Source organism: Methylobacterium sp. Leaf108 (assembly GCF_001423265.1).
GTDB lineage: Bacteria > Pseudomonadota > Alphaproteobacteria > Rhizobiales > Beijerinckiaceae > Methylobacterium.
Map to the genome: position 1 here is coordinate 1 of NZ_LMND01000008.1, position 20417 is coordinate 20417.

Genomic DNA, 20417 nt, shown 5'->3' on the forward strand with positions numbered 1-20417 from the left:
AGCTTGGCGACGATCTCCTCGGGCTTCGGGTGCTTTGCCATCTCGTCCGTCCTCCAGGCTCAAAAGCCATACCAAAGGGCGGACCACTTCAATGGGGGCTGATCAGCAGCATAGCGGTGCGGGCTTGCGCTATGAAACCGATCTGACAGATGTGGAGTGGGCGGTGATCGCGCCCTTGATGCCGGAACCGGCGCCGTGTGGCCGGCCTCCTATCTGGACAACGCGGGAGATCCTGAACGCCATCTTCTACGTGCTGCGCGGCGGCATTGCGTGGCGGCTGATCCCGAAGGACCTGCCGCCGCGCTCGACCACGTTCGGCTATTTCGCTCGCTGGCGGGATGCGGGCCTATTTGCCCAGATCAACCATGACCTCGTCATGGCCGACCGCGAGCGGGTCGGGCGGGAGGCTTCGCCGACCGCCGCAGTGCTCGATAGCCAGAGTGTGAAGACCACCGAGAGCGGAGGGCCGCGCGGCTACGACGCCGGAAAGAAGATCAAGGGCCGCAAGCGTCAGGCCCTGGTCGACACGGACGGACGCGCTCTTGTCCTCGATCCACAGCCCGCCGACGTGCAGGATCGCGATGGTGCCGGACCGGTACTGCGCCTGTCGCGGCGGACCTTCCCGTTCATCGCCAAGGCCTTCGCCGATGCGGGCTATGCGGGCGACCGGCCCGCGACCGCAACGATCATCACCGTCGACATCGTGCGCAAACCCAAGGATCAGGTCGGCTTTGCCGTGCACCCGCGCAGATGGGTGGTCGAACGCTTCTTTGGCTGGATCAGCCGCAACCGCCGCCTGTGGAAAGCCCCGGAGGCGACCCTCGCCTCGGCCCAGGCCTTCCTCTACGCCGCCGCCGTAATGATCCTCGTCCGAAGGCTCGGCCGAGCGGCATGACTTATCGGACGGACTCTGAGGCAACCGCGGGATGGGGCCCTGAGCCCGCTCACGACCATCGTCAGCCTGCCAGAACGCCAGTCCAATCACGCCAAAGCTGCCGGCGTCGGCAAATCATCGACCAACCCCTTCAATGATGCGGTTCTTCGAGGTGTCCGAGAGCGAGCTTTGGTCACATCACCACGCAGACGCCTCCGAACAAAACCTCGCTTCCGCCTACCCGCGCCTTGGGCCTATGCGCTTTGCAATGCCGCTTGAATGGCCAAAGTCGAACTCAGGCTCGCTTCACTATGCTGAATCGCTCGACGGATCGCCTCCGTCGTTAGTGGCGCTGCCGTGAGGAACCTGGCCCATAGCGCGTCCCTCCACTTTGACGTGAAGATTGCACCATCAAACCCTGGGATCAAACATCAAGCGAAACTTGCTGCAGGCAGGCTAACTTGCGGACTGGGCCGGCTTTCGAGCTAGCACACAGTACTGAACTCCAAGATAACCAAACCTCTCAGACCAGTAAAAGCTCAGACATGGATTAACAAACCCTATATCTCGTAGAGTCTGCAAAAAATCCCATCCGAAGGTTGTAAAGCAAAGCAGACCATTGGGATCTAATGGATCGCCATGGTATTCCGGCTCCATGATGTGATCGATTTTACCGTTTGAATTGAACCTCGCGCGAACGAGGGAGCTTTCAAGATCGAGGTTAAAAGGTGCGGATAATACCAGCTGTCCATCCGGCCGCAGCACTCGGAATGACTCCTGCAACCCCTTCAAATAATCAGGGACATGCTCAATAACGTCCATCGTTACGAGAGCGTCAAAACTTTCATCTAAAAATGACAACTTTGTTAGATCTTCGCAGCGGATACCAGATTGGTTAACGGCACCAAGCTCCGTCCCGTCCCTCAAAAATTCACTGCCGATTGATTTTGGCCAATATTTGACAGCATGCTTATAAGTGTCCGTTACCTGTTCGGTAAAATAAACATCTGATTTGACTGGGATCTTGATCTCCGCTGACATCATGTGAAGCAATGCCCGCATACGATTATTTAAACGACAATCTTGGCAATCAATTGTTTCTCGCCACAGCGGGATCTTACGCCCGCCTTCTAGAAAACTGAAATACTTATTCACCGTCATTGCTGTATTTTTACAGCAAACGCCACAGTAGCACTTTATTTCAAATTTATCTTCATCTTTCAAAATTTCCATGTCTCTCGGCATCGTATACCGAAATATCGAGTCAGAAGAGTGCCGGTGAGCGTCAAAAGTAGCAAAGTCGCTGAACGATAAAAGTCCAATTGGTTGGATGCTCGGCATAGGGTTTCCGTTCAGACAAGACGAGTAGAGCTAAAAAACATAGCTATTGAGTACACGATTACATACGTGCTCAGGGTTTTCGCATCTTCCTTCGCTAAGGCCATGTAGTACTGCCGGATGATAAAACAAGTCGTCGTTTCTCAATTCGCATACTTTATAACCGAAATGCTTGAAAATGTGGCGAATAGCGGCGCGCTTTGGCTCCTCGAAATTATGCTCAACACTTACAAGACCAAAGCTATAACGATAGAAGTCGAAAGCTTCCAGCACTTGCAGTTCCGCGCCCTCTATATCTAATGACATATAATGAATTTCAGCCGGAGCACCGAAACGATCAAGCAGTTCGATCGGGTGCAACGTGTCAACGCTAACTATTCCTTTAGAAATACTTTCTCTTGTGAGCGATGTGGAGTTAATACTGTCGACCGCAAGAAGCTTGCTCAGTCCATGAGCGTCCTCCAGATCCAAACAAATCCTAGATTCAGGCCAGAGCGCGCAATTTACTGTTATGCACGAACGATTTGCGCATACGGATTTATAGTACCTCGGGTTAGCCTCAACGCAAATGCCATTCCAGCCAAGTTCTTTTTCAAGGTAAACTGTGTTGCTGGTAGTCACTCCGTCGAAAGCGCCAAATTCTAAAAAATATCCGCCGCGCAGCCCGCGATAAACTTCTGTGACCCATTGGTCCTGGCCCACATGCGACGCATATTTCATCCCGCGCTCCCCCCACCGAAGAACTGACCCTGTCAACGAAGGAGACATCACGCTCCTGCGTGTGGCGACCTCTCAGACGTTTGCTGGTTACTATGCCGCTGTCGCGCTGAAGATTCCTGCCGACGTCATGTACGCTTGGTATCGCACTGAGGGATGCGTCTCGTCCACCGTGCCGCGTACCCTCCCCTTCGCCGCGAAAAATCCTCTTTGGTAGACGCTTGTATCAAAGCCGGCGGGATTGGGCTGTCCCGTCCGTCACGAAAGAGACAGGTCGCCCCAACGCAGTGAGGACGCTTACACTGTCGTTCTTCTAACCGGCGCATCCTGGCCGACCGGGGCCAGGAAACTGAATAGCGTCAGCTCGAGCTGACCGCGCGCGATGGTTTTGCTCGCGTGACCGGCTCGTGTTCAGCTGAGGCCGTGTGCCGTGCCGCCTCCCGCAGTCGGAAGCGCTCATTCGCTTGGTTCCTTGAGAAACCCGGGCCGCTGCCGATGCGATCCAACCCATCTCACCTCGGGACCCAATACCTAAGCCAATTTACGAGAGGATTTATGCTTCGACGTCTGCCCGAAGCGGAGTTGAGGCATGACTCGATATTGGCCAAGCGAAATAGTGTTGATCGCATAGACATATAAAAATACGAATATTGCTTTTGATTTTATATTCCTGAAATCTATTTAGAAATGAATTGGCCTGTCCGCGTATCCTTTGCGTCATAGGCCTCCAATTTCGTACGCAAATGCTCGACTTGAATGTTGAGAAGCTTGTTGGCCGTCGTCAGCCGGGCAATCTCCTGCTCCCGAGCGGCCAGCGCCTCGGTGGCGGTGCATAATTCTGTCTCCAGAGCCTGCATCGCGCCAACCGCGTAGCGGAGCTCGTCGCGTTCGTGGCCGTCGTCGTAAAGGCTGGCGATGGGGATGTCGGCGCCGCCCGCGACGGCGATGAAGAAAGACGGCTCAATCGCATCCGTGCTCGTGAAGGTGCCCGCGCCCGTCGCCCGCGCAGTATGGCCGCCGGCCGCGGACGAGGCTTCGATCGGCAGAATCACTGAGCCGTGGATACTGCGCTGAGCGAGGAGCCGTACCGTGGGAAAGTGCCGTCCGAGCAACGCAACGAACTCGGTTTGCGTCATTTCGTGCGTGTGCCAGGGGTTGCTCGCGTGCCACGCCTCGTCCTCGGCCTCAGCGTTTGGGGTCGAAATCAGCAGGATGCCGTCAGGCTTGAGTACGCGGCGCAGTTCGGCCAACGCACCGGCCTGGTCGATGCCGTGCTCGATCGTCTCGAAGCAGATCGCTACGTCGATCGAGGCGTCATCTGCCGGCAGGTGCGTGATACTGCTGGCCACAAACCGCACCCGGTCCGACCCATAGCGTTGCTCGGCATGGGCGACCGCGACCGGATCGACGTCCACGCCGAGCACAGAGCGCGACCGTACGGCCAGCAGATGGCTGCCGTAGCCCTCGCCGCAGGCTACGTCGATCACCGATTTTCCGACCACCAGCCGCTCCGCGTAGATGTAGCGGTGCATGTGCTCGTATCGGATTGCACCCTTCACTTCGGGGCAGAATCGTTCTCCGGTAAACTCCAGTCCCGACTGGGACAATTCGGTGCTCAATTCCACAACAGTTTTCATCTTTTTGTCCGAAACAACCGCCTACGGGGCCATACTGACAGCTTCGAATGCTGATGGAACCTGCAGAAGTACTGGATACTGCAGGATGGACGAAACTGATGCAATCCGACACGGACGAGCCAGATTCCTCCGAGCGGCGGGGCTGTTGCTTTTACAGGAAACGCACGCGGACGTAAGTGCTCGCTCTCGATTTGCGAACTCCCTGACGTTTGCTGTACCGCCCCCCTCCACGTGTTATCCAACGTCCGGGACGGTGTCCCCCTGCCCGACATCTACCTCGGCTCAAGGCAAAAAAGTCGCGCCATGTCCCTCCAAGACGCGCCTCGCTGGGTGCAGCGTAATCCCTTCGACCTTGAGGCCGAGAGGCAGCTCTCCGGCTCGGACCTGTTCGACCCGGACTGGTACCGGCAAACGCAGGCTCCGGACCTGCCTACGGAGCGGGATTCGGCACGGCACTACCTTCAGGACGGCGCCGCCCTCGGCCTAAGCCCCGGCCCCCTGTTCGACGGGCCATGGTATCTCGAGCGCAATCCGGACGTCGCCGCAGCCGGGATGAACCCCCTGGTGCATTACCTGCAGTGCGGCCACGAGGAAGGCCGAGCGACCTGCCCTGTCGCCGACCCGGCTGAGGTTGCGCTCGTTGCGACCTCGTACCTGTTCGACCGNGCATTACCTGCAGTGCGGCCACGAGGAAGGCCGAGCGACCTGCCCTGTCGCCGACCCGGCTGAGGTTGCGCTCGTTGCGACCTCGTACCTGTTCGACCGGGACTGGTACCGGCAAACGCAGGCTCCGGACCTGCCCCCGGAGCGGGATCCGGCACGGCACTACCTTCAGGACGGTGCCGCCCTCGGCCTCAGCCCCGGCCCGCTGTTCGATGGGCCAAGGTATCTCGAGCGCAATCCGGACGTCGCCGCAGCCGGGATGAACCCTCTGGTGCATTACCTGCAGTGCGGCCACGAGGAAGGCCGAGCGACCTGCCCTGTCGCCGACCCGGCTGAGGTTGCGCTCGTTGCGACCTCGTACCTGTTNTCTGGTGCATTACCTGCAGTGCGGCCACGAGGAAGGCCGAGCGACCTGCCCTGTCGCCGACCCGGCTGAGGTTGCGCTCGTTGCGACCTCGTACCTGTTCGACCCGGACTGGTACCGGCAAACGCAGGCTCCGGACCTGCCTACGGAGCGGGATCCGGCACGGCACTACCTTCAGGACGGCGCAGCCCTCGGCCTCAGCCCAGGCCCCCTGTTCGACGGGCCATGGTATCGCGACCGCAATTCGGACGTCGCCGCAGCCGGGATGAACCCCCTGGTGCATTACCTGCAGAGCGGCCACGAGGAGGGCCGAGCGGCGCGCCCTGTCGCCGACCTGGCCGAGGTCGCGCTCGTTAAGACCTCGGACCTGTTCGACCCGGATTGGTACCGGCAGACGCAGGCGCCGGACCTGCCCCCGGAGCGGGATCCGGCACGGCATTACCTTCAGGACGGCGCAGCCCTCGGCCTCAGCCCCGGTCCCCTGTTCGACGGGCCATGGTATCTCGACCACAATCCGGACGTCGCGGTAGCCGGGACGAACCCGCTGGTGCATTACCTGAAGTGCGGCCACGAGGAAGGGCGGCCCATCCGTCTTGCCTGTACCCGCGACGCCGCGGCCCAGCGGATCGAGACCCGCCCGCTCGTCCTGCGCAAAAGCAAAACGGCCCGCATCGCTATCGTCGTTCATGCCTTCTACGTCGACGTCTTTGAAGAATTCCTCCCTTATATCGTGCGGGCGATACAGCACTTCGATCTGCTAGTCTCAACCGACACGCCGGCCAAGCGGTTGGCAATCGAAGCAGCCGCGAGCCGCGCCGGCCTCGCCCGTCGCACACGAGTCGCGGTGGTTGAGAACCGCGGCCGCAACTTCGGCCCTGTCGTCACCGTATTTGCGCAGGAAATCCTGCGCTGCGACTACGTGCTCCATGTCCACACCAAGAAGTCGCTGTACAGCGGCAACGAGCAAATACGCTGGCGCAACGATATCTACCGGACGTTGTTTGCCAAAGCCGACTGCGCCCACCTCGCCCTAACCCTGTTCGAGGATGACGCAAAGCTCGGCCTGTTCTTCCCCGAGACCAGCGCACACATGCCCTACTGGGCACATACTTGGCTCGCAAACGTCGGATCCGGTCACGAGCTCCTCGGACGGCTCGGCCTGCGCTACGACGGGTTCGACGAGTATCTCGATTATCCGGTGGGCGGCATGTTTTGGGCCCGCACGGCGGCCCTGCGTCCGCTTCTGGAGGCCGGCTTCGCGCCACACGACTTTCCCAACGAGCACGGCCAGACAGACGGGACACTCGCCCACGCCATTGAGCGGGCGATTACCCTCGTGTGTCGGTCTCAGGGGTACGACTACGTCTGCTTCGACTACGACAGGGGGCTAGCGCGCTACGGCAGCAGCGCTCGGAACTGGCACCAGTACAGCGGCCGATCACAAGACGAGATGCTTGAGCTGCTCCGCTGCGCCGACCTCATCTCCTTCGACCTGTTCGACACACTGGTTTGTCGCCCGGCTCGGCGGCCAGACGCGGTGCTGAAGCTCATCGAGCACCGCATCTCGGCGGAAACGGGTGGGCCGGTTCCGCTTTTCGAGGAACGCCGCGCTGCCGAGAACCGGGTCCGCGCTCGGAAGCATTATCAGGGCGACGTCAACTTGTGCGAGATCTACGCTGAACTCGCCGCCGCGGGCCCGATCCCTATCGACGTGGTCGAGCGGGCGCACGCCCTTGAGAGGCGAATCGACCTCGGCTGCCTCCTGCCTCGTACCGAGGTCATTGCCATCCTCAAGGCCGCGCACGGGCTCGGCAAGCGGGTCGTCCTGATAACGGATACCTACTACAAGAAAGCCGACATCCTCGACATCCTGCAACGCGTCGGCGTCGCAGAGTTGTTCGCGCAGGTCTACGTGTCCAACGAAGTCGGCGCGCGGAAGGACCGGGGCGATCTTTGGTCCCACGTTGAGGAGGCGGAAGGAGTGCCGCGCGCTCGCTGGTTGCATGTCGGCGACAACGAGCACTCCGACATCCAGGCTGCCTGCGATCGGCGCATCCCCTTCCTGCACGTCGCCCACCCGGCGAAGATCCTGGCCCAGAGCGGGTTCCAGCGCGACGACGGCGACTTGGCGCGGACGTGGCCCACCGACCTCGTTATCGGCCAGGCAATGCTAAAGCTCACGCGCGCGCCGTTCCTCGACCGGGACCGGCCGCCATACCTTTCGCTCGCCTCGACCCGCGACATCGGCTTCACGGTCTTCGGGCCAATCATGCTGCTGTTTATGTCGTGGCTGATCAGACACGCCGCGCTTGCCCTTGTCGATCGGTTGTACTTCCTGGCGCGAGAAGGCGACTTCCTGGTCCGGGTCTACCGCCTGATTCGCGAGCGCTACGGCCTGCACGATCTACCCGAGGGCCGTTATTTCCATGTGTCTCGGCAGACGGCGATCGCTGCCGCACTTGCCATCGAGTTCCGGCCGGAACTGGTGACATCGACGGGAGACTACACGGGCGACCTCCGCGCGCTCCTCCGCAACCGTACTGGCTTCGTGGCCCCGGCGCATCTCGGCCTCGACCGCTTCGAGGTCGCACTGGACGCCGATGCCTCGGTCGTCGAACGGGTCATGACCCTGCTGGAGCCGGAAATTACCGAGCATGCCGGCGACATGCGTGCGCGTTTCCTTGCCTACGCCCGCCAGGAGGGTTTCGATGCGGATGAAAAATGCGCCGTCGTCGACGTCGGCTACTCCGCCACCATCCAGAAAATGATGCAGGTGGCGCTCGGACGACCGCTTATCGGGTTCTACATGGCGACCTTCGACGCGGCGAGCGCAGTCGAAAAGGGCGGCGGCTTTGCCTTCGGTTGCGTGAGCGAGAACGCCAAGCCATGGACCTCGCCGATGCCCGCACTGAAGTACTCGCTCGCCGTCGAGGCGTTTCTGACGGCGGCGCACGGGCAGGTCGTCGGCTACACGGTGGGCGACCGCGTCACGCCGCTGTTCAAGACCGACCTCCGCACGGATGACGAGCATGCCGTCCTAGCCGAGTTGCACGACGGGGCAGAGCAGTACGTTCGCGACACTCTCGACCTCTACGGGCCAGAGCTGCTTAAGACCAACATGCCGCTCAAGGGGCCACAGGAATTCCTGCGGATGTTGATGGAGGGCCAGATTGCGGCGCCATTTGTGGCGGTGAAGGGCCTGGGCGTCGAGGACGACTTCTGCGGTATCCCCATCCACAAGGTCTACGAGGCTTTATAGGGCTCCGGATAGATGCCCTGGGCGTCTTTACCAAGCATCGCTAAGCAGGACGCACGCGGGGTAGCGTCAGCATCTCGGTCGTGATTCCTTCCTTGGGTTTGGAGCCTGAGGAGGATGCGATGGCTGCTCCGGTGCCGCTGCGATCAGACTTCGATGCCGAGGCCTTGCGCGGTCTGGCCAAGGGTTCGCGTGATCCGGCATGCCAGACCCCGCGCCCGTCCGGCCCNCATCTCGGTCGTGATTCCTTCCTTGGGTTTGGAGCCTGAGGAGGATGCGATGGCTGCTCCGGTGCCGCTGCGATCAGACTTCGATGCCGAGGCCTTGCGCGGTCTGGCCGTGGGTTTGCGTGATCCGGCGCAGACCCGCCGCCTGCTGGCGCTGTCGGTGATCGCCGCGGGTGGTCTGCGCTCGGAGGCGGCCAAGATCGGCGGGGTCGGGCTGCAAACGGTGCGCGACTGGGTCGTGGCCTTCAACGCCGATGGACCGGACGGGCTGATCGACGGCAAGCCCCCCGGGGCTCGTCCGCGCCTGAACGCCAACCAGCGCGATGTCCTCAAGGCGCGGGTCGACCACGGACCGACGCCGGCCGCACACGGTGTGGTGCGGTGGCGGTTGTGCGATCTGGCCCAGATCCTATCCGAGGATCACGGCGTGTCGGTCTCCGAGCAGACCTTGAGCCGAGTTTTACGGGCCATGGGTGTAGATCGGCGTCGAAGGATGACCCTGAGCAAAACAGACGTAATTCATTATGGAACCTAGGGAATTTCCATCGAAGGTGGGGTCACGATTGGCGCCGATCGTGACCCCACCTTCGACAAAGATTACGGTTTTAGATCAATAACTTAGCGTGATCTGAGGGAGGGGTCATCCTTCGAGGCTTTTTCACACCGCCCAGATCAGCGCAGTCATCGCCTCGGGGTGCGATGGAGCTGGCGCGCAAAGCGTCTTCGACGTCCTCAAACGGGGGCGCAAGCTGGCCCTAGCCTCGCTCCTGGTGAAGCAGGGCTTCGGGGTACGAGACGCCTGGGTCCGGGAGAATCTTAGCCGGAGCGAGAGCGATCAGTTCCTTGCCGAGGTTGGCCACCAACTCGGTTCATGACACCGAGGGCCGAGCTCTCGGGCGGCTCTATGGCTTACTCGTGGCCTTCTTCGACGGCTTAGCGGGTTTGATGCTTCCCGTCTCGGAGACACGTTCACGAGCCTGATCGAGGCGCTTCTTCGAGGCGACAAGCTCGCGCTGTGAACTGCCAAGCTGGCCCTTGGCCGCGTCGCGCGCGGCAACAGCTCGGGCGAGCTCCTCGCGTGAAGAAGCGAGTTTGCCTTGCCACTCACGCACAAGGTCGATGTTTGCCTGCTCCAACTCTCTCTGACGGTTCACAAACCCGCTTCTTTCTGTCTGAAGCAGGCTGACCTCAGTCGTAAGATTGCGGTTGGCTGACGCTTTGTTCGCGTAGGCTCCCCAACCTGCAAAGGCTAAAACCCCCAGGATGAGAGGAAGTAAATGAGCAGGTGCCGGCTTCCACGCAATAATCACCTGGAGTTTTCAACGCAGCAGTTCGAGCAAGCGAGGCATGGACCAGCTGTCTCCTAGGGCAACTGTGCGGACCCCGCTGGTCCGAACGGTTGATCGATCACTTTCACGACAATGCTCACGCAGCGTTAATCCTTGCTTACGGAGCACATCACAAAGCGGCTTGCACCGCCGACAGGAGCTTAATGTCGGATGGCTGCCGGCCTGAATGGTCGAGGCTCTTGTTGCTTTCGAACGAGGTGGCCGTCCTAAAAGACAAAAACTTGCTGAGGTTATTTAGGCAGGCCGGTTGGGGCGATGTGCCTCGCGACTGCCTCCGCCCTGACCAGCCTATGCTGCGACACCCGTCGCAGACAGTCGGCACATGACCCAGGTTGCCTAGGATCCGTGGTGGGAAAATTACACTAATGGGAAATGACATGCTCATATCGCGGCCGCAGGCCCCCTCAGCTTTACTCAACGCGCGGTATCTAAATGAAATCATCTAGGTAGAGAGTCTCAAAATCACTGCGGACGACCCAGCGATATGGGCCAGCGTGACTATGACGGATCCAGTGTGAAGGACTCGGAACCGTGTGCGATTTCCCAAGTCGGTTGCTCCATTGATGGCCGGCATGAGAATCTGGCGCGCGATGAGTGCCGTGACGGCTATGAGCCCTAGGATGAGGGCGGAGGTCCTATCAATGGTGGCTGCCAGCGCGGCGCCACTGAGGGCGCACCCTATGACGAAGACGTAGAAGTGCGGGAAGGCGCGGCGCAGGAGCGGGCCTGCCGCGTCGGCGGGGAGGGCACTGAACAGGAACGAGGCGAAGCCGAACGAGTACAGGACCATCCCGCCAAACATGAGGGCGGTTAGGAGGATAGCCGCTTGCGAGAGCATCGTTTTCAGACCTCGATGATTTTCAAATCGCCTTTGCGGGCAGCATTCGGTCTGCTCGGCCCCCGATAACATTGCCCTTCGCCGTGCAACGCTTCCCCGCTTTACGAAGTGGGGAAGGCCTTCGCTCAGATCGAGTCTTTCAGAGTCTGCTTCGTGCAGGCCCTGAACACGTCGTGGATCGCCAAGTCGGCATGCGCAGTCATGCTCGCAGCGTCATTGAGGCAGGACAGCACATCCTCACGCGGAACACCTACTTCGCTGGATTTCTCCAGCTGCTGCAACAGGCGGTCCCGGTCCGCGCCCGTTGCGGCACTCCAGTCCCGCAGGGTGTCCCGCGGTTGCAAGGCCAAGGCTGGCGCCGCAATCGATCCCAGTATCAAGATCAGTAAAGATCGGGTCAGCATCTTGGATGTCCCTCAATCAAGGTGGTATTTTAATACTCAATTAATACTTGATTATACCCCTTGAAAGCGCTAGGTGAATCAACACAACGGCGGCAATCCAAGTCGGCTATCATGTTTTACACTAGGACCTAATGGTAGAAAGGAGTGACTTGCAGTGGGCCTCCCTGGACGGGGAACCACGTTTCAGATCGCACCAACGCTATCTGTGAAGCCGAACTGCGTTGACGATGCGCCTTACTACCGCACTTGACCGGCATCGAGGCCTTCGCGCTGGATCTCGCCGCGTGCACCTACAGATCCTCATGGGGCCGAAAGGTTGAATTCTATCCGCAGCGGCCTGGCTTCTAATGGCCGCATTCGCTTCCCTCAGTCGCGACCAGATCCATCCTAGCTTGTTCTAGCTGCTACGGTTCTGCGGTGTGGCCAATTAGTCACGAGCACGGGCATGTCGTTGCATAGCAAGCCGGAACAGGCCCAGGGCATCGCTGCATTGGGAGCGATGGCGGTTCATGGTGACCTGACCAAGGTATCCATTGATGCTCTGGCCGCACTGATGGACGGCAGCCACGCCGCGGTCTTCTATGCCGGAAAACCAGTCGGCCTACATGACCTACGTCAGAGACCAGACTGCAAACGACCGCAGACCCCTTGTGTACCCCCATGACTAAAAGATGCGTGGACGATGGACAAGTTCTTCTACTACCTCGTGACTCTGCTTGAATCCGCGCTGTCGGTCGTGGGCATCCGCGGGACCTATGAAGAGCCGCGCTATGCGGTCGTCGAGCGACTCGACCGCGGGGTCGAGGTGCGGGCTTATGAAGGACGCGTTGCCGTCGAGACGGATGCCAGGGGACAACAGGACGGGGAGGCGTTCGGCCGGCTTTTCCGCTACATCACCGGGGCGAATGGTGGCGGTCAGCGGATCGCCATGACGACGCCCGTCGAGAGCAAAGGCCGCCTGATCGCGATGACGGTCCCGGTCGAACAGGGCGCCCAGGGAACCATGCGTTTCTACCTGCCGAGGGCGGTCGTCGAAGCCGGTGCGCCGGAGCCGACGGAACCTGGTGTGAGACTGGTTCGCATCCCTCCGGAACGGTTGGCCGTCCTGCGCTTCTCGGGCACCGCATCGCCTGCGGCTAGGGATGAGCAGGCCCGCATCCTGACGAAGGTGATGGAAGCCGCTGGACGAAAGCCGGCGGATCAGCCCTTCTTTATGGGCTACGATCCGCCGTTCTCGGTGCCATTCCTGCGCCGGAACGAGGTCGCGGTGCGACTACCGTCTCCCTCGTCGTGAGTTGCGCTAACGGATCGCCAAGCTTTTAGGAAGCCTCGATGGGGCCTGGTGGCTGAGGGGCCGGTGGCTCCGCCGGTGGATCAATCTCAGGTACCTGAGGGCCGGGAGTTGGATCGCCGATGGGCGGGAGGGGATCGTCTCCGGGGCGTGGCGTATCTGACTGCATCATTTGGCTTCCTCGTCATCCCGGCGAAGCGCGCGCCGCCGAGATGTAACGTCCATCGTACGGGATGGTCCCGTCAGCGCCGGCAGCGTCCGGCAGCGTCCGGCAGGACCGCCTAACGCGGGAAACGGGTCGCCGTCTGCGAGGACGAAATCAGGGTGTTGTAGTCGTTCACGATCCAGGTTGTGTCGATACGGCCGCGGCGTGCGTCACCCTTCGCGCGGCCGAGCTTCTCGCGGAACTCGCGTAGCTTGCCGAGCCAGGAAGCCGGTCGGCCCTCGAAGCCGGAGAAGGAGCCCGGCTCGGCCGTGGTATACTCGTCCATGCTCCTGACGGCCGAGGCATAAGTGGCGAGTGCGGCGTCGAAGGCCGGCAGGTCAACGATGGGCCTAGCTTCGCGCGGGAGCAGTTCCACCACCGGACGCGCTCGTAGCATGACGTTGGCGACGATCCAGCGCGCCTTGCGGCCTTCCTGCTTCTCGATCAGCGCGAGCTCTGCCTCGTCGCTCTTAAGCTTCTCACGGGCGAAGAGCGGTTCGAGCTTCGCCCGTTCTTCCAGGAAGGCATTGCCGGCAGGCGCGAGCTTGCCATGCAAAGTCTTGCCCTCCGCCATCTTGTCGACCTTGTAGTCCGCCCGCTCGTAATAGCCGTTCGCCTGCGCAATCAGCGGGGCGAGCGTTTCGTAGGCCGCGACGTACGGTGGGATGGCCGCGTCGAGCTCCGCCATGCGTGGTTCCGCACTCACGGCCGCCTTCGCCTTCGCGATCTCGTCGCGCACGTCATAGAGTGAGTAGAGCCCATACACGATGCTCTCACGACCTGTCGGGCCGGTCTGCATGTTCACCCAGCTTCCGTAACGCGCCATCGATTCCGAAGCGCGGAGCGTCCGGTTCAAGAGCCCGACATAGGCGTTCAGCTTGCGGATGACGGCCTGCGAGGCGACCGTCTCCGGACCGGCGGGGACCGAGGTCTGCGCAAAAGCCGGAACGCAGCCCATGAAGACGGCCAGGAACACGGCGCGTCGCGTCGGGAAGGTCATTGGATAGCCCCTCGTGATGAGGCGGGTGGGTAGCATTGCAGCCGCACGACCGAAAGCGGCGGCAGACGGTCGTGCGGGTCACGCCTGCGGAGCCTAATTTTCAATAAACACCAAAGCTTTACCCCCTGAGGATCTTTATCTAAAGCCGCGAAATTCTAAGAAATATGAAATCGAGGTAGGGTCAAACTCGGTGCCTATCATGCTTTTCTACAAGCATGGCCAACTCGCGCTGGTTTCAAGCTGCCTGAAAGGCGCCACCGGCCTGCGATACGAAGGGCTGCACCAACACACGACGACCGCTGAGGTCGTGCACGGTGACGCTCCACTCCGACCAGTCCTCCTGATCATCGAGTTCGTCCATGACGCTTTTGGCGACCGCCACAGCCCGAGGCATCAGGCGTCCGGGGCAACGCACATCCTTGCCAATGGCATCGAGAACGAGGGCGTAGCCATTGGTTGCGTGAAAGCGGTAGCGGGCCATGATCTGCAAATCCCCTTCGCAGCACCTTCCGAAAACGCCTCAGTTCGCGTTATGTTCTATATGAGGGTAGCCGGTGAAAAAGGGCAAGGCTGCGTGTCGGTGCGCAGCCCGTCGTCCGGTGCTTCAGGGGCGGGAATGCCGAACGATACAGCACCCTTGACCGAACCTGTCGCCGTCGCTCGGAAGATCATCCACATCGACATGGATGCGTTCTATGCGTCCGTCGAGCAGCGCGATGATCCGGCCCTGCGCGGGCGCCCCTTGGCGGTCGGCGGATCACGCGAACGCGGTGTCGTGGCAGCGGCGAGCTACGAGGCACGGGTGTTCGGCGTGCGGTCGGCGATGCCCTCGGTCACCGCCCGGCGGCTCTGCCCCGACCTCGTCTTCGTCAAGCCGCGCTTCGAGGTCTACAAGGCGATCTCCGCCGAGATCCAGGCGGTGTTCGCCGAGCACACCCCGACCATCGAGCCGGTGTCTCTCGACGAAGCCTACCTCGACGTCACCGAGAATCTCCAAGGGCTCGCGACCGCCACCGCGGTTGCACGGGCCATTCGGGCGGAGATCCTGGCTCGCACCGGCCTCGTGGCTTCTGCGGGTATCTCCTACAACAAGTTCCTGGCGAAGGTTGCCTCCGACTACCGAAAACCGGACGCCCTGTTCGTCATCACCCCGGCCATGGGACCAGCTTTCGTCGAGGCCTTGCCCATCGGACGTTTCCATGGCGTTGGCCCCGTGACGGAGGCCAAGATGAAGCGCCTTGGCATCCTCACGGGCGGCGACCTCAAGGTACGCTCGCTCAGTGAACTTCAGGCCATCTTTGGCAGCTCGAGCGGCTACTACCACAACGTCGCCCGGGGCATCGATCACCGACCCGTTCGGGCACATCGCATCCGCAAGTCGGTGGGGGCGGAGAACACCTTCTCCGAGGACACCACCCAGTTCGCCGTTCTCAGCGAGCGGCTACAGCCGATCCTCGACAAGGTCTGGACGGTCTGCGCGAGCAAGGGCGTCGCCGGCCGCACCGTCACCCTGAAGGTAAAATTTTCCGACTTCGAGCAGATCACCCGGGCGCGTTCCCTCACAATGCCGGTGGAAAGCCGCGAATCGCTGGCGCAGATCAGCCTCGGCCTGCTGCGGGACGTGTTTCCCCTACGCCGCAGCGTGCGACTGATCGGGGTGTCGCTATCCGGGCTGCAACATGGCGCGGCGGAAGAGCCACGTCAGCTTGGCCTTGCCCTGTAGCTGAGGGGCCGTGAGACAGCCGCTGCTAAAGCTTAGGCAACCCTCCGCCCGCCGCCTGCGCTACTACACGTCCGCTTTCGGCGTCGAGGTTCGTCCGATCACCGCCCGCATCGGATCAGTGGGTCCACCTTCCGGCAGTAGCACCCTGGCCTCAATCGCCGAGAACGCTGCGTGCTGCAGGTACAGTGCGATGAGCCGAGCATGATCATCCCCGCCGATGGCCCGCCAAATGGCCACCGCCTTCGTGGGGAAACAGCGGTTCGAGAAGGTGATGACCACGGGTGCGCCCGGCACCAGCACACGTGCGACCTCGCGCAGGACGGCCACGGGATCTTGTAGGTACTGCACCCCGACGCAGATCAGGGCGGCATCGATGCTGGCGTCGTCGAACGGCAGGATGGGGTCGGCGTTGAGGTCCTGCACAAAGTGCTGCGTCAGGCGTGCGTTGGCGGTGAGTTCTTCAGCGTTGAGGCCATGGCCAATTACACCCCCGTAGGCGACCTCTGCAGGCAGGTGGCTGACCCAACTCGACATCAGGTCGAGGATGCGGCCACCGGGCGGTAGTAGCGTGCGGTACAGGTCGGTCACGGCGTCGATAGCCGCGTCGTCGATATGCGTGACGAAGCGGGCCTGCGCGTAGAACAGCCCGTCCGGCGTGCGATCCTGCTTGGCGAAGGCTTCGGGAGGAAAGTTGGGGAGGTCGCTCATGATGGGCTCCATCGGCCGAGTCACCGCTCCGCACGCAGGCTCCCGACGAAGCGGCGCGCGACCTCCCGTACGGCTTCGTCGTCACGCTCACCATCTGGCCCCTTATCCCATAGATGGTCGAGGCTGGCATCGAGTTGATCGAGGAGCTCAGGGTGGTGCTGCGAGACAAAGCGGATGGTCCCGAAGAGCAGGTGCTCGATAGCCATCTCACGGCGTTGGGCATCGACGATTTGCACGGTGGGATCAGATGATTTCTCGGTCATGACGGTTCAACCGGCCGATGCGGAGTAGGGTTCGGCATACCCTGTCGCCATGATGCCGCATCGGACTGTTCCGGGGCATGGCGCCGGTCAGGAGACTTTCTCGCCCGCCCGTCCGCTAGTGCGTCCGGCGAGTAGCAGCACCTTCGGTGTCCGCGCGACGGCCTGGGCCGCTACGTTCAATTTCAAATTCGGCCAGTTACGCTATCCTGCCGCTCACGCACCGGGCGGAACGCCCTGCCTGGCATAAACGGAGCGGGCCTAACCATGTTTGACGAGTACGGTTTTCACCGCGGCACTGAGTTGGACGAAGCCGCGCTGCCCCCGCTCTATCATTTTGTCTACTGCAGCCGTGCCGCCGACGGCGTCGACGATGCCGAGGTCGGCCGCATCGTCGAGTCGGCCCAGCGACACAATCCCGCTCGCGGCATCACCGGGGTGCTGGTTTTCGGCAGCGGCGTTTTTTTCCAGTGGATCGAGGGGCCGGCCGTCCAGATACACAAGCTGATCGCGAGCCTGCATGGCGATCCGCGCCATTACGATATCGTCGCGCTGAGCCAGAGCGAGGAAAGGCGAGAGCGCCTTTATCCGAACTGGGACATGGAGAAGGTCGAAGCCGAGGACATCCGCCCGGTATTGCAGGACGCGCTCGAAAGCGCTGACGACAAGAACAATGTCGCGGCACTGACTCGGATGCTCGATCAACTCAATTCGGGGACGCTAGCTTCGTTTGGGCGAAGCTGATCGGGCCCAGCGAGGTGTCAAGCGGCGAATGAAAGCCGGAGGCTAAGGACGAATGCCCGCTCCAGTCGAGAGCACCCGGAAGCTTACGAAGGAGGTTTTAGACATCTCGAAGAACGCTGCGCTCATTGGCGCGCGGCGGTACTTCGCGACAAAAATCGACTCGCCCCATAGCCTACACCATCGGACGGCCGTTCTCGTAGAGAAGCATCGCCTCATGCGAGACCGCTGCCGTAGTTTCTTCAAGGTAGGTGCGCTCAGCCATGCGGTGGGCACGTGCGCCCCCGAGGAAGTCCACGCTGAGACTGCGACATAGCCTGGCTCAGTCAGCGACCAACGCGGCCGCCCAGGAAGCCGCGGCGCGGAAGGCAACAGGCACACGTGGCCAGCATATTCAGATCGGGGTCGGCGGTGATCATCGCGTGGTCCTCACGGTGCAGCAATGCGTTTGCGCAGAACCAAGTCGCCTCGGAACAGAAACTTCTGGGCACGTTTGCCGGTGTCTACCTCGGTGGTGAACACGTTGCCCTTCGAGTCCACCGCAAGATTGTGGACCCAGTGGAAGTCGCCTGCCTGCCGGCCGTTGCGCCCGAAACGGCCGAGCACCTCGCCGGTGTCGCGGCTGAGAGTGCGGACTTCGTTGTTCGCTCCGTCTGCGTTGATGAGGTAGGTCTCGCGCTCGTCCGGCCATAAGGCGAGCTCCCACACCGCGCCGTTGGCCCGCGTGCCGCGCTCGACGAACATCTCCTTCACGAAGCTGCCGTCCTTGTGGAAGACCTGGATGCGGTTGTTGGTGCGGTCGCAGACATAGACTAGCCCATCCCGGGCGATCTGGACGCAGTGCACCGGATTGCGGAACTGCGCGGCCGGCGCAGCATCGGGATCGTAGGGACCGAGCTTCTCGTCGGTCGGCGGCTTACCGTAGGCGCCCCACATGCGCTTGAACGCGCCCGTCTCGGCATCGAACACGATGATCCGATGGTTGTAGTAGCCATCCGCGACGTAGAGTTCGTTGGTCTCGGGATCGACCTGCATCGCTGCGGGCTTGCCAAGCCGCGCGGTATCCTGGCTATCGGTCTGCTGACCCGCCTTGCCGATCTGCAGGACGAACCGTCCCTCCTGGGTGAACTTCAGGATCTGGCCGTCGGTATCGCCATTGCCAGCCAGCCAGACAAAGCCCTTATGGTCGATGTGGATGCCATGCTCGTTCGTGGGCCAGTCGTAACCCTGGCCAGGGCCACCCCAGGACTTCAGCAGCGTCCCGGCTTGATCGAAGACGAGGACGGGCGGTGCCGGCTTGCAGCACCGGGTCCGCGGTGGATCGAGGCTTGCTGCCTTCTCGTCGTCGGTGAGTGTCCGCGGCCGCTGCACGACCCAGACATTGTCCGCCGCGTCGACGGCGACGCCGGCGGCCTGCCCCATGATCCAATCGTTCGGCAGACGTTTAGGCCAAGCCGGATCGACCTCAAAGCGGAGGGGCTCCTCTGCATGGACTGGCAGAGCGAGAACGACGGCGACAACGGCCGCAAGGCAACGCAGCATGCGGGTTCCTCCGGCGATCTTGTTTCTGGCGTGATCGCTTTGTCTCGGCCCATAGGGCACCCATAGATAGGTTTCGTCCAGTTCCCCAGCTTTAGCTTTTGGCCGCATTGTTTTTACCAGCCCGTTCACACTAGGCTGATGTTCGCCTTGCGCCATTTTCAGCCCTTTGACAAAGCGGCGATGGCGCTACTCCAGCGATTTATTCCTGGCTTGGTCCAACATTGTCGGCAGCGAAGGCGTCCCGGACGCCAAGGGGTTTGGGCCATCCCTCGGTGCTGTCGCGGGCGGTCTGGCGTTCCATTTCTGAATTGATCTCGGCGCCGAGCAGGACGACGACAATGGAAAGCCAGATCCAGGACATCAAGCCAATGCCAGCGCCAAGAGACCCGTAGATACGGTTGTAGCTATCGAAGCTCGCCACGTACCAGGAGAACATTCCGGACGTGCAAACCCAGAGAAACGCGGCCAGCGCGCTGCCCCAGGTCACCCAACGCCATTTCGCTCGGCGCCTGCTCGGGCCGTAGCGATAAATCAGCGTCAGGCTCAGGCTGACCACGACCAAAATCACTGGCCACCGGGCCACGGACAGGATGGTATCGGCCACCCCCCCGAACCCGAAGCGCTCCATGATCGCCGGAAGGACGACCACCACGCTGATCGTCAGGAGGAGAAACGCGGCGCCGCCGAGGGTGAATAGGAAGGTCGTGGCGTAGAACCGGACCAGGGTCCGATCCTCCCGTTCCCGGTAGATGACGTTGAGGGCATCGAAGAGGGCGCTGACGCCAGAGTTTGCACTCCATAGGGCGATGAGCAGGCTGATCGTCGATGTGAGGCTCAGCGACCCGGTGCTGCGAGCCGCGATCCGCACGAGTTGCTCGGAGAGCAGTTCGAGCGCGGCGGCAGGGAGTATGTAGGTCAGGAGGCCGACATGCTGGCTGATCACGTTGGGATCGGAAAACAACCCGTAGATCGAGACCACGGCGACGAGACCGGGAAACACGGCAAGCAGGGTGAAGAAGGCGACGCCGCCGGCGGTGGTGAGCACACGATCCTTCGGTAGAGCCCACAAGGCGCGCCACAGGATGTCCTTCCATCCTGCCTTCGGAATCTCGGAGGGGCGGCTCGCATCGCGGCCCCGATCAGGTTCCCGCGCGCGCTGGCGTGCCGTTTCGAGGGTCGCTGCATCCTGGGGACGCGTGGCGACCGAGCGCCAGTCGTCGCCTTCATCAACGTCCTGAACCACGGCTACGACCCTGTGGGGCATCGGTACGAATGATTGC

General features: G+C 61.6%; 17 protein-coding genes and 1 pseudogene. 6 read left to right on the forward strand and 12 right to left on the reverse strand.

Features of this window, described 5'->3' with window-relative positions; all coding sequences use genetic code 11:
• Positions 1 to 91 precede the first annotated feature (91 nt).
• Positions 92 to 895: an IS5 family transposase gene (locus ASF39_RS06975; RefSeq protein ID WP_056282220.1), complete on the forward strand. Its 804-nt coding sequence runs from the start codon at positions 92 to 94 to the stop codon at positions 893 to 895.
• 435 nt (positions 896 to 1330) lie between these two features.
• Here the strand turns inward: ASF39_RS06975 and ASF39_RS20315 are convergent, their stop codons facing one another.
• The 3 genes from ASF39_RS20315 to ASF39_RS06980 all read right to left on the reverse strand — a co-directional run bounded on the left by ASF39_RS20315 (position 1331) and on the right by ASF39_RS06980 (position 4566).
• Positions 1331 to 2107, reverse strand: coding sequence for a class I SAM-dependent methyltransferase (locus ASF39_RS20315; RefSeq protein ID WP_162240579.1), 777 nt, complete (start codon positions 2105 to 2107; stop codon positions 1331 to 1333).
• A gap of 138 nt (positions 2108 to 2245) precedes the next feature.
• Positions 2246 to 2932 (reverse strand): FkbM family methyltransferase, encoded by a 687-nt coding sequence (locus ASF39_RS20320; protein WP_162240580.1) that lies wholly within the window; start codon positions 2930 to 2932, stop codon positions 2246 to 2248.
• Positions 2933 to 3606: 674 nt separating this feature from the next.
• Positions 3607 to 4566, reverse strand: coding sequence for a methyltransferase domain-containing protein (locus ASF39_RS06980; RefSeq protein WP_082494416.1), 960 nt, complete (start codon positions 4564 to 4566; stop codon positions 3607 to 3609).
• A gap of 1034 nt (positions 4567 to 5600) precedes the next feature.
• Between ASF39_RS06980 and ASF39_RS06990 the strand changes: the two genes are divergently transcribed.
• Both ASF39_RS06990 and ASF39_RS06995 read left to right on the forward strand, forming a co-directional pair.
• Positions 5601 to 8852 (forward strand): rhamnan synthesis F family protein, encoded by a 3252-nt coding sequence (locus ASF39_RS06990; protein ID WP_056282229.1) that lies wholly within the window; start codon positions 5601 to 5603, stop codon positions 8850 to 8852.
• A gap of 237 nt (positions 8853 to 9089) precedes the next feature.
• Positions 9090 to 9551: pseudogene (locus ASF39_RS06995) on the forward strand (helix-turn-helix domain-containing protein); the annotation flags it as partial.
• Between the two features lie 427 nt (positions 9552 to 9978).
• Here ASF39_RS06995 and ASF39_RS21095 read toward each other — a convergent pair.
• The 3 genes from ASF39_RS21095 to ASF39_RS07005 all read right to left on the reverse strand — a co-directional run bounded on the left by ASF39_RS21095 (position 9979) and on the right by ASF39_RS07005 (position 11667).
• Positions 9979 to 10386, reverse strand: coding sequence for a hypothetical protein (locus ASF39_RS21095; protein WP_156648420.1), 408 nt, complete (start codon positions 10384 to 10386; stop codon positions 9979 to 9981).
• 481 nt (positions 10387 to 10867) lie between these two features.
• Complete coding sequence (locus ASF39_RS07000; protein ID WP_056282232.1) at positions 10868 to 11263, reverse strand: DUF4149 domain-containing protein; 396 nt, start codon at positions 11261 to 11263, stop codon at positions 10868 to 10870.
• 125 nt (positions 11264 to 11388) lie between these two features.
• Positions 11389 to 11667 carry a hypothetical protein gene (locus ASF39_RS07005; protein ID WP_056282235.1) on the reverse strand — a complete coding sequence of 93 codons (279 nt, stop codon included), beginning with the start codon at positions 11665 to 11667 and terminating at the stop codon, positions 11389 to 11391.
• 682 nt (positions 11668 to 12349) lie between these two features.
• Here ASF39_RS07005 and ASF39_RS07010 point away from each other — a divergent pair.
• On the forward strand, positions 12350 to 12961 hold the full coding sequence (locus ASF39_RS07010) for a heme-binding protein (RefSeq protein ID WP_056282238.1): 612 nt from the start codon (positions 12350 to 12352) through the stop codon (positions 12959 to 12961).
• Between the two features lie 278 nt (positions 12962 to 13239).
• On the opposite strand, the gene ASF39_RS07015 is transcribed toward ASF39_RS07010, so the two are convergent.
• The gene (locus tag ASF39_RS07015; protein WP_056282242.1) at positions 13240 to 14163 is read right to left on the reverse strand and encodes a YiiG family protein; all 924 of its coding nucleotides are present in this window, start codon (positions 14161 to 14163) and stop codon (positions 13240 to 13242) included.
• A 235-nt stretch (positions 14164 to 14398) separates the two neighbouring features.
• On the reverse strand, positions 14399 to 14644 hold the full coding sequence (locus tag ASF39_RS22265; protein ID WP_056282246.1) for a hypothetical protein: 246 nt from the start codon (positions 14642 to 14644) through the stop codon (positions 14399 to 14401).
• Positions 14645 to 14779: 135 nt separating this feature from the next.
• Here ASF39_RS22265 and dinB point away from each other — a divergent pair, with 135 nt between their 5' ends.
• Entirely contained in the window at positions 14780 to 15886 is a 1107-nt protein-coding gene (gene dinB / locus ASF39_RS07025; protein WP_056282248.1) for a DNA polymerase IV, read from the forward strand.
• A gap of 63 nt (positions 15887 to 15949) precedes the next feature.
• Here the strand turns inward: dinB and ASF39_RS07030 are convergent, their stop codons facing one another.
• Both ASF39_RS07030 and ASF39_RS07035 read right to left on the reverse strand, forming a co-directional pair.
• On the reverse strand, positions 15950 to 16594 hold the full coding sequence (locus ASF39_RS07030; protein WP_056282337.1) for a methyltransferase domain-containing protein: 645 nt from the start codon (positions 16592 to 16594) through the stop codon (positions 15950 to 15952).
• Between the two features lie 20 nt (positions 16595 to 16614).
• A complete protein-coding gene (locus tag ASF39_RS07035; RefSeq protein WP_200938179.1) occupies positions 16615 to 16857 on the reverse strand; it encodes a hypothetical protein in 243 nt (80 codons plus the stop codon).
• 264 nt (positions 16858 to 17121) lie between these two features.
• Between ASF39_RS07035 and ASF39_RS07040 the strand changes: the two genes are divergently transcribed.
• Entirely contained in the window at positions 17122 to 17598 is a 477-nt protein-coding gene (locus ASF39_RS07040) for a BLUF domain-containing protein (protein WP_055887142.1), read from the forward strand.
• Between the two features lie 426 nt (positions 17599 to 18024).
• On the opposite strand, the gene ASF39_RS07045 is transcribed toward ASF39_RS07040, so the two are convergent.
• On the reverse strand, positions 18025 to 19137 hold the full coding sequence (locus tag ASF39_RS07045) for a hypothetical protein (RefSeq protein WP_055887145.1): 1113 nt from the start codon (positions 19135 to 19137) through the stop codon (positions 18025 to 18027).
• A 199-nt stretch (positions 19138 to 19336) separates the two neighbouring features.
• Positions 19337 to 20380 (reverse strand): YihY/virulence factor BrkB family protein, encoded by a 1044-nt coding sequence (locus ASF39_RS07050; protein ID WP_156387734.1) that lies wholly within the window; start codon positions 20378 to 20380, stop codon positions 19337 to 19339.
• Positions 20381 to 20417 lie beyond the last annotated feature (37 nt).

What these genes read in the sequence shown, in the direction of transcription:
- ASF39_RS06975 (WP_056282220.1), top strand. Translation starts at nt 92, where the DNA reads ATGGGGGCTGATCAGCAGCATAGCGGTGCGGGCTTGCGCTATGAAACC.
- ASF39_RS20315 (WP_162240579.1), bottom strand. Translation starts at nt 2,107, where the DNA reads ATGGAAATTTTGAAAGATGAAGATAAATTTGAAATAAAGTGCTACTGT.
- ASF39_RS20320 (WP_162240580.1), bottom strand. Translation starts at nt 2,932, where the DNA reads ATGAAATATGCGTCGCATGTGGGCCAGGACCAATGGGTCACAGAAGTT.
- ASF39_RS06980 (WP_082494416.1), bottom strand. Translation starts at nt 4,566, where the DNA reads ATGAAAACTGTTGTGGAATTGAGCACCGAATTGTCCCAGTCGGGACTG.
- ASF39_RS07000 (WP_056282232.1), bottom strand. Translation starts at nt 11,263, where the DNA reads ATGCTCTCGCAAGCGGCTATCCTCCTAACCGCCCTCATGTTTGGCGGG.
- ASF39_RS07005 (WP_056282235.1), bottom strand. Translation starts at nt 11,667, where the DNA reads ATGCTGACCCGATCTTTACTGATCTTGATACTGGGATCGATTGCGGCG.
- ASF39_RS07010 (WP_056282238.1), top strand. Translation starts at nt 12,350, where the DNA reads ATGGACAAGTTCTTCTACTACCTCGTGACTCTGCTTGAATCCGCGCTG.
- ASF39_RS07015 (WP_056282242.1), bottom strand. Translation starts at nt 14,163, where the DNA reads ATGACCTTCCCGACGCGACGCGCCGTGTTCCTGGCCGTCTTCATGGGC.
- ASF39_RS22265 (WP_056282246.1), bottom strand. Translation starts at nt 14,644, where the DNA reads ATGGCCCGCTACCGCTTTCACGCAACCAATGGCTACGCCCTCGTTCTC.
- dinB (WP_056282248.1), top strand. Translation starts at nt 14,780, where the DNA reads ATGCCGAACGATACAGCACCCTTGACCGAACCTGTCGCCGTCGCTCGG.
- ASF39_RS07030 (WP_056282337.1), bottom strand. Translation starts at nt 16,594, where the DNA reads ATGAGCGACCTCCCCAACTTTCCTCCCGAAGCCTTCGCCAAGCAGGAT.
- ASF39_RS07035 (WP_200938179.1), bottom strand. Translation starts at nt 16,857, where the DNA reads ATGACCGAGAAATCATCTGATCCCACCGTGCAAATCGTCGATGCCCAA.
- ASF39_RS07040 (WP_055887142.1), top strand. Translation starts at nt 17,122, where the DNA reads ATGTTTGACGAGTACGGTTTTCACCGCGGCACTGAGTTGGACGAAGCC.
- ASF39_RS07045 (WP_055887145.1), bottom strand. Translation starts at nt 19,137, where the DNA reads ATGCTGCGTTGCCTTGCGGCCGTTGTCGCCGTCGTTCTCGCTCTGCCA.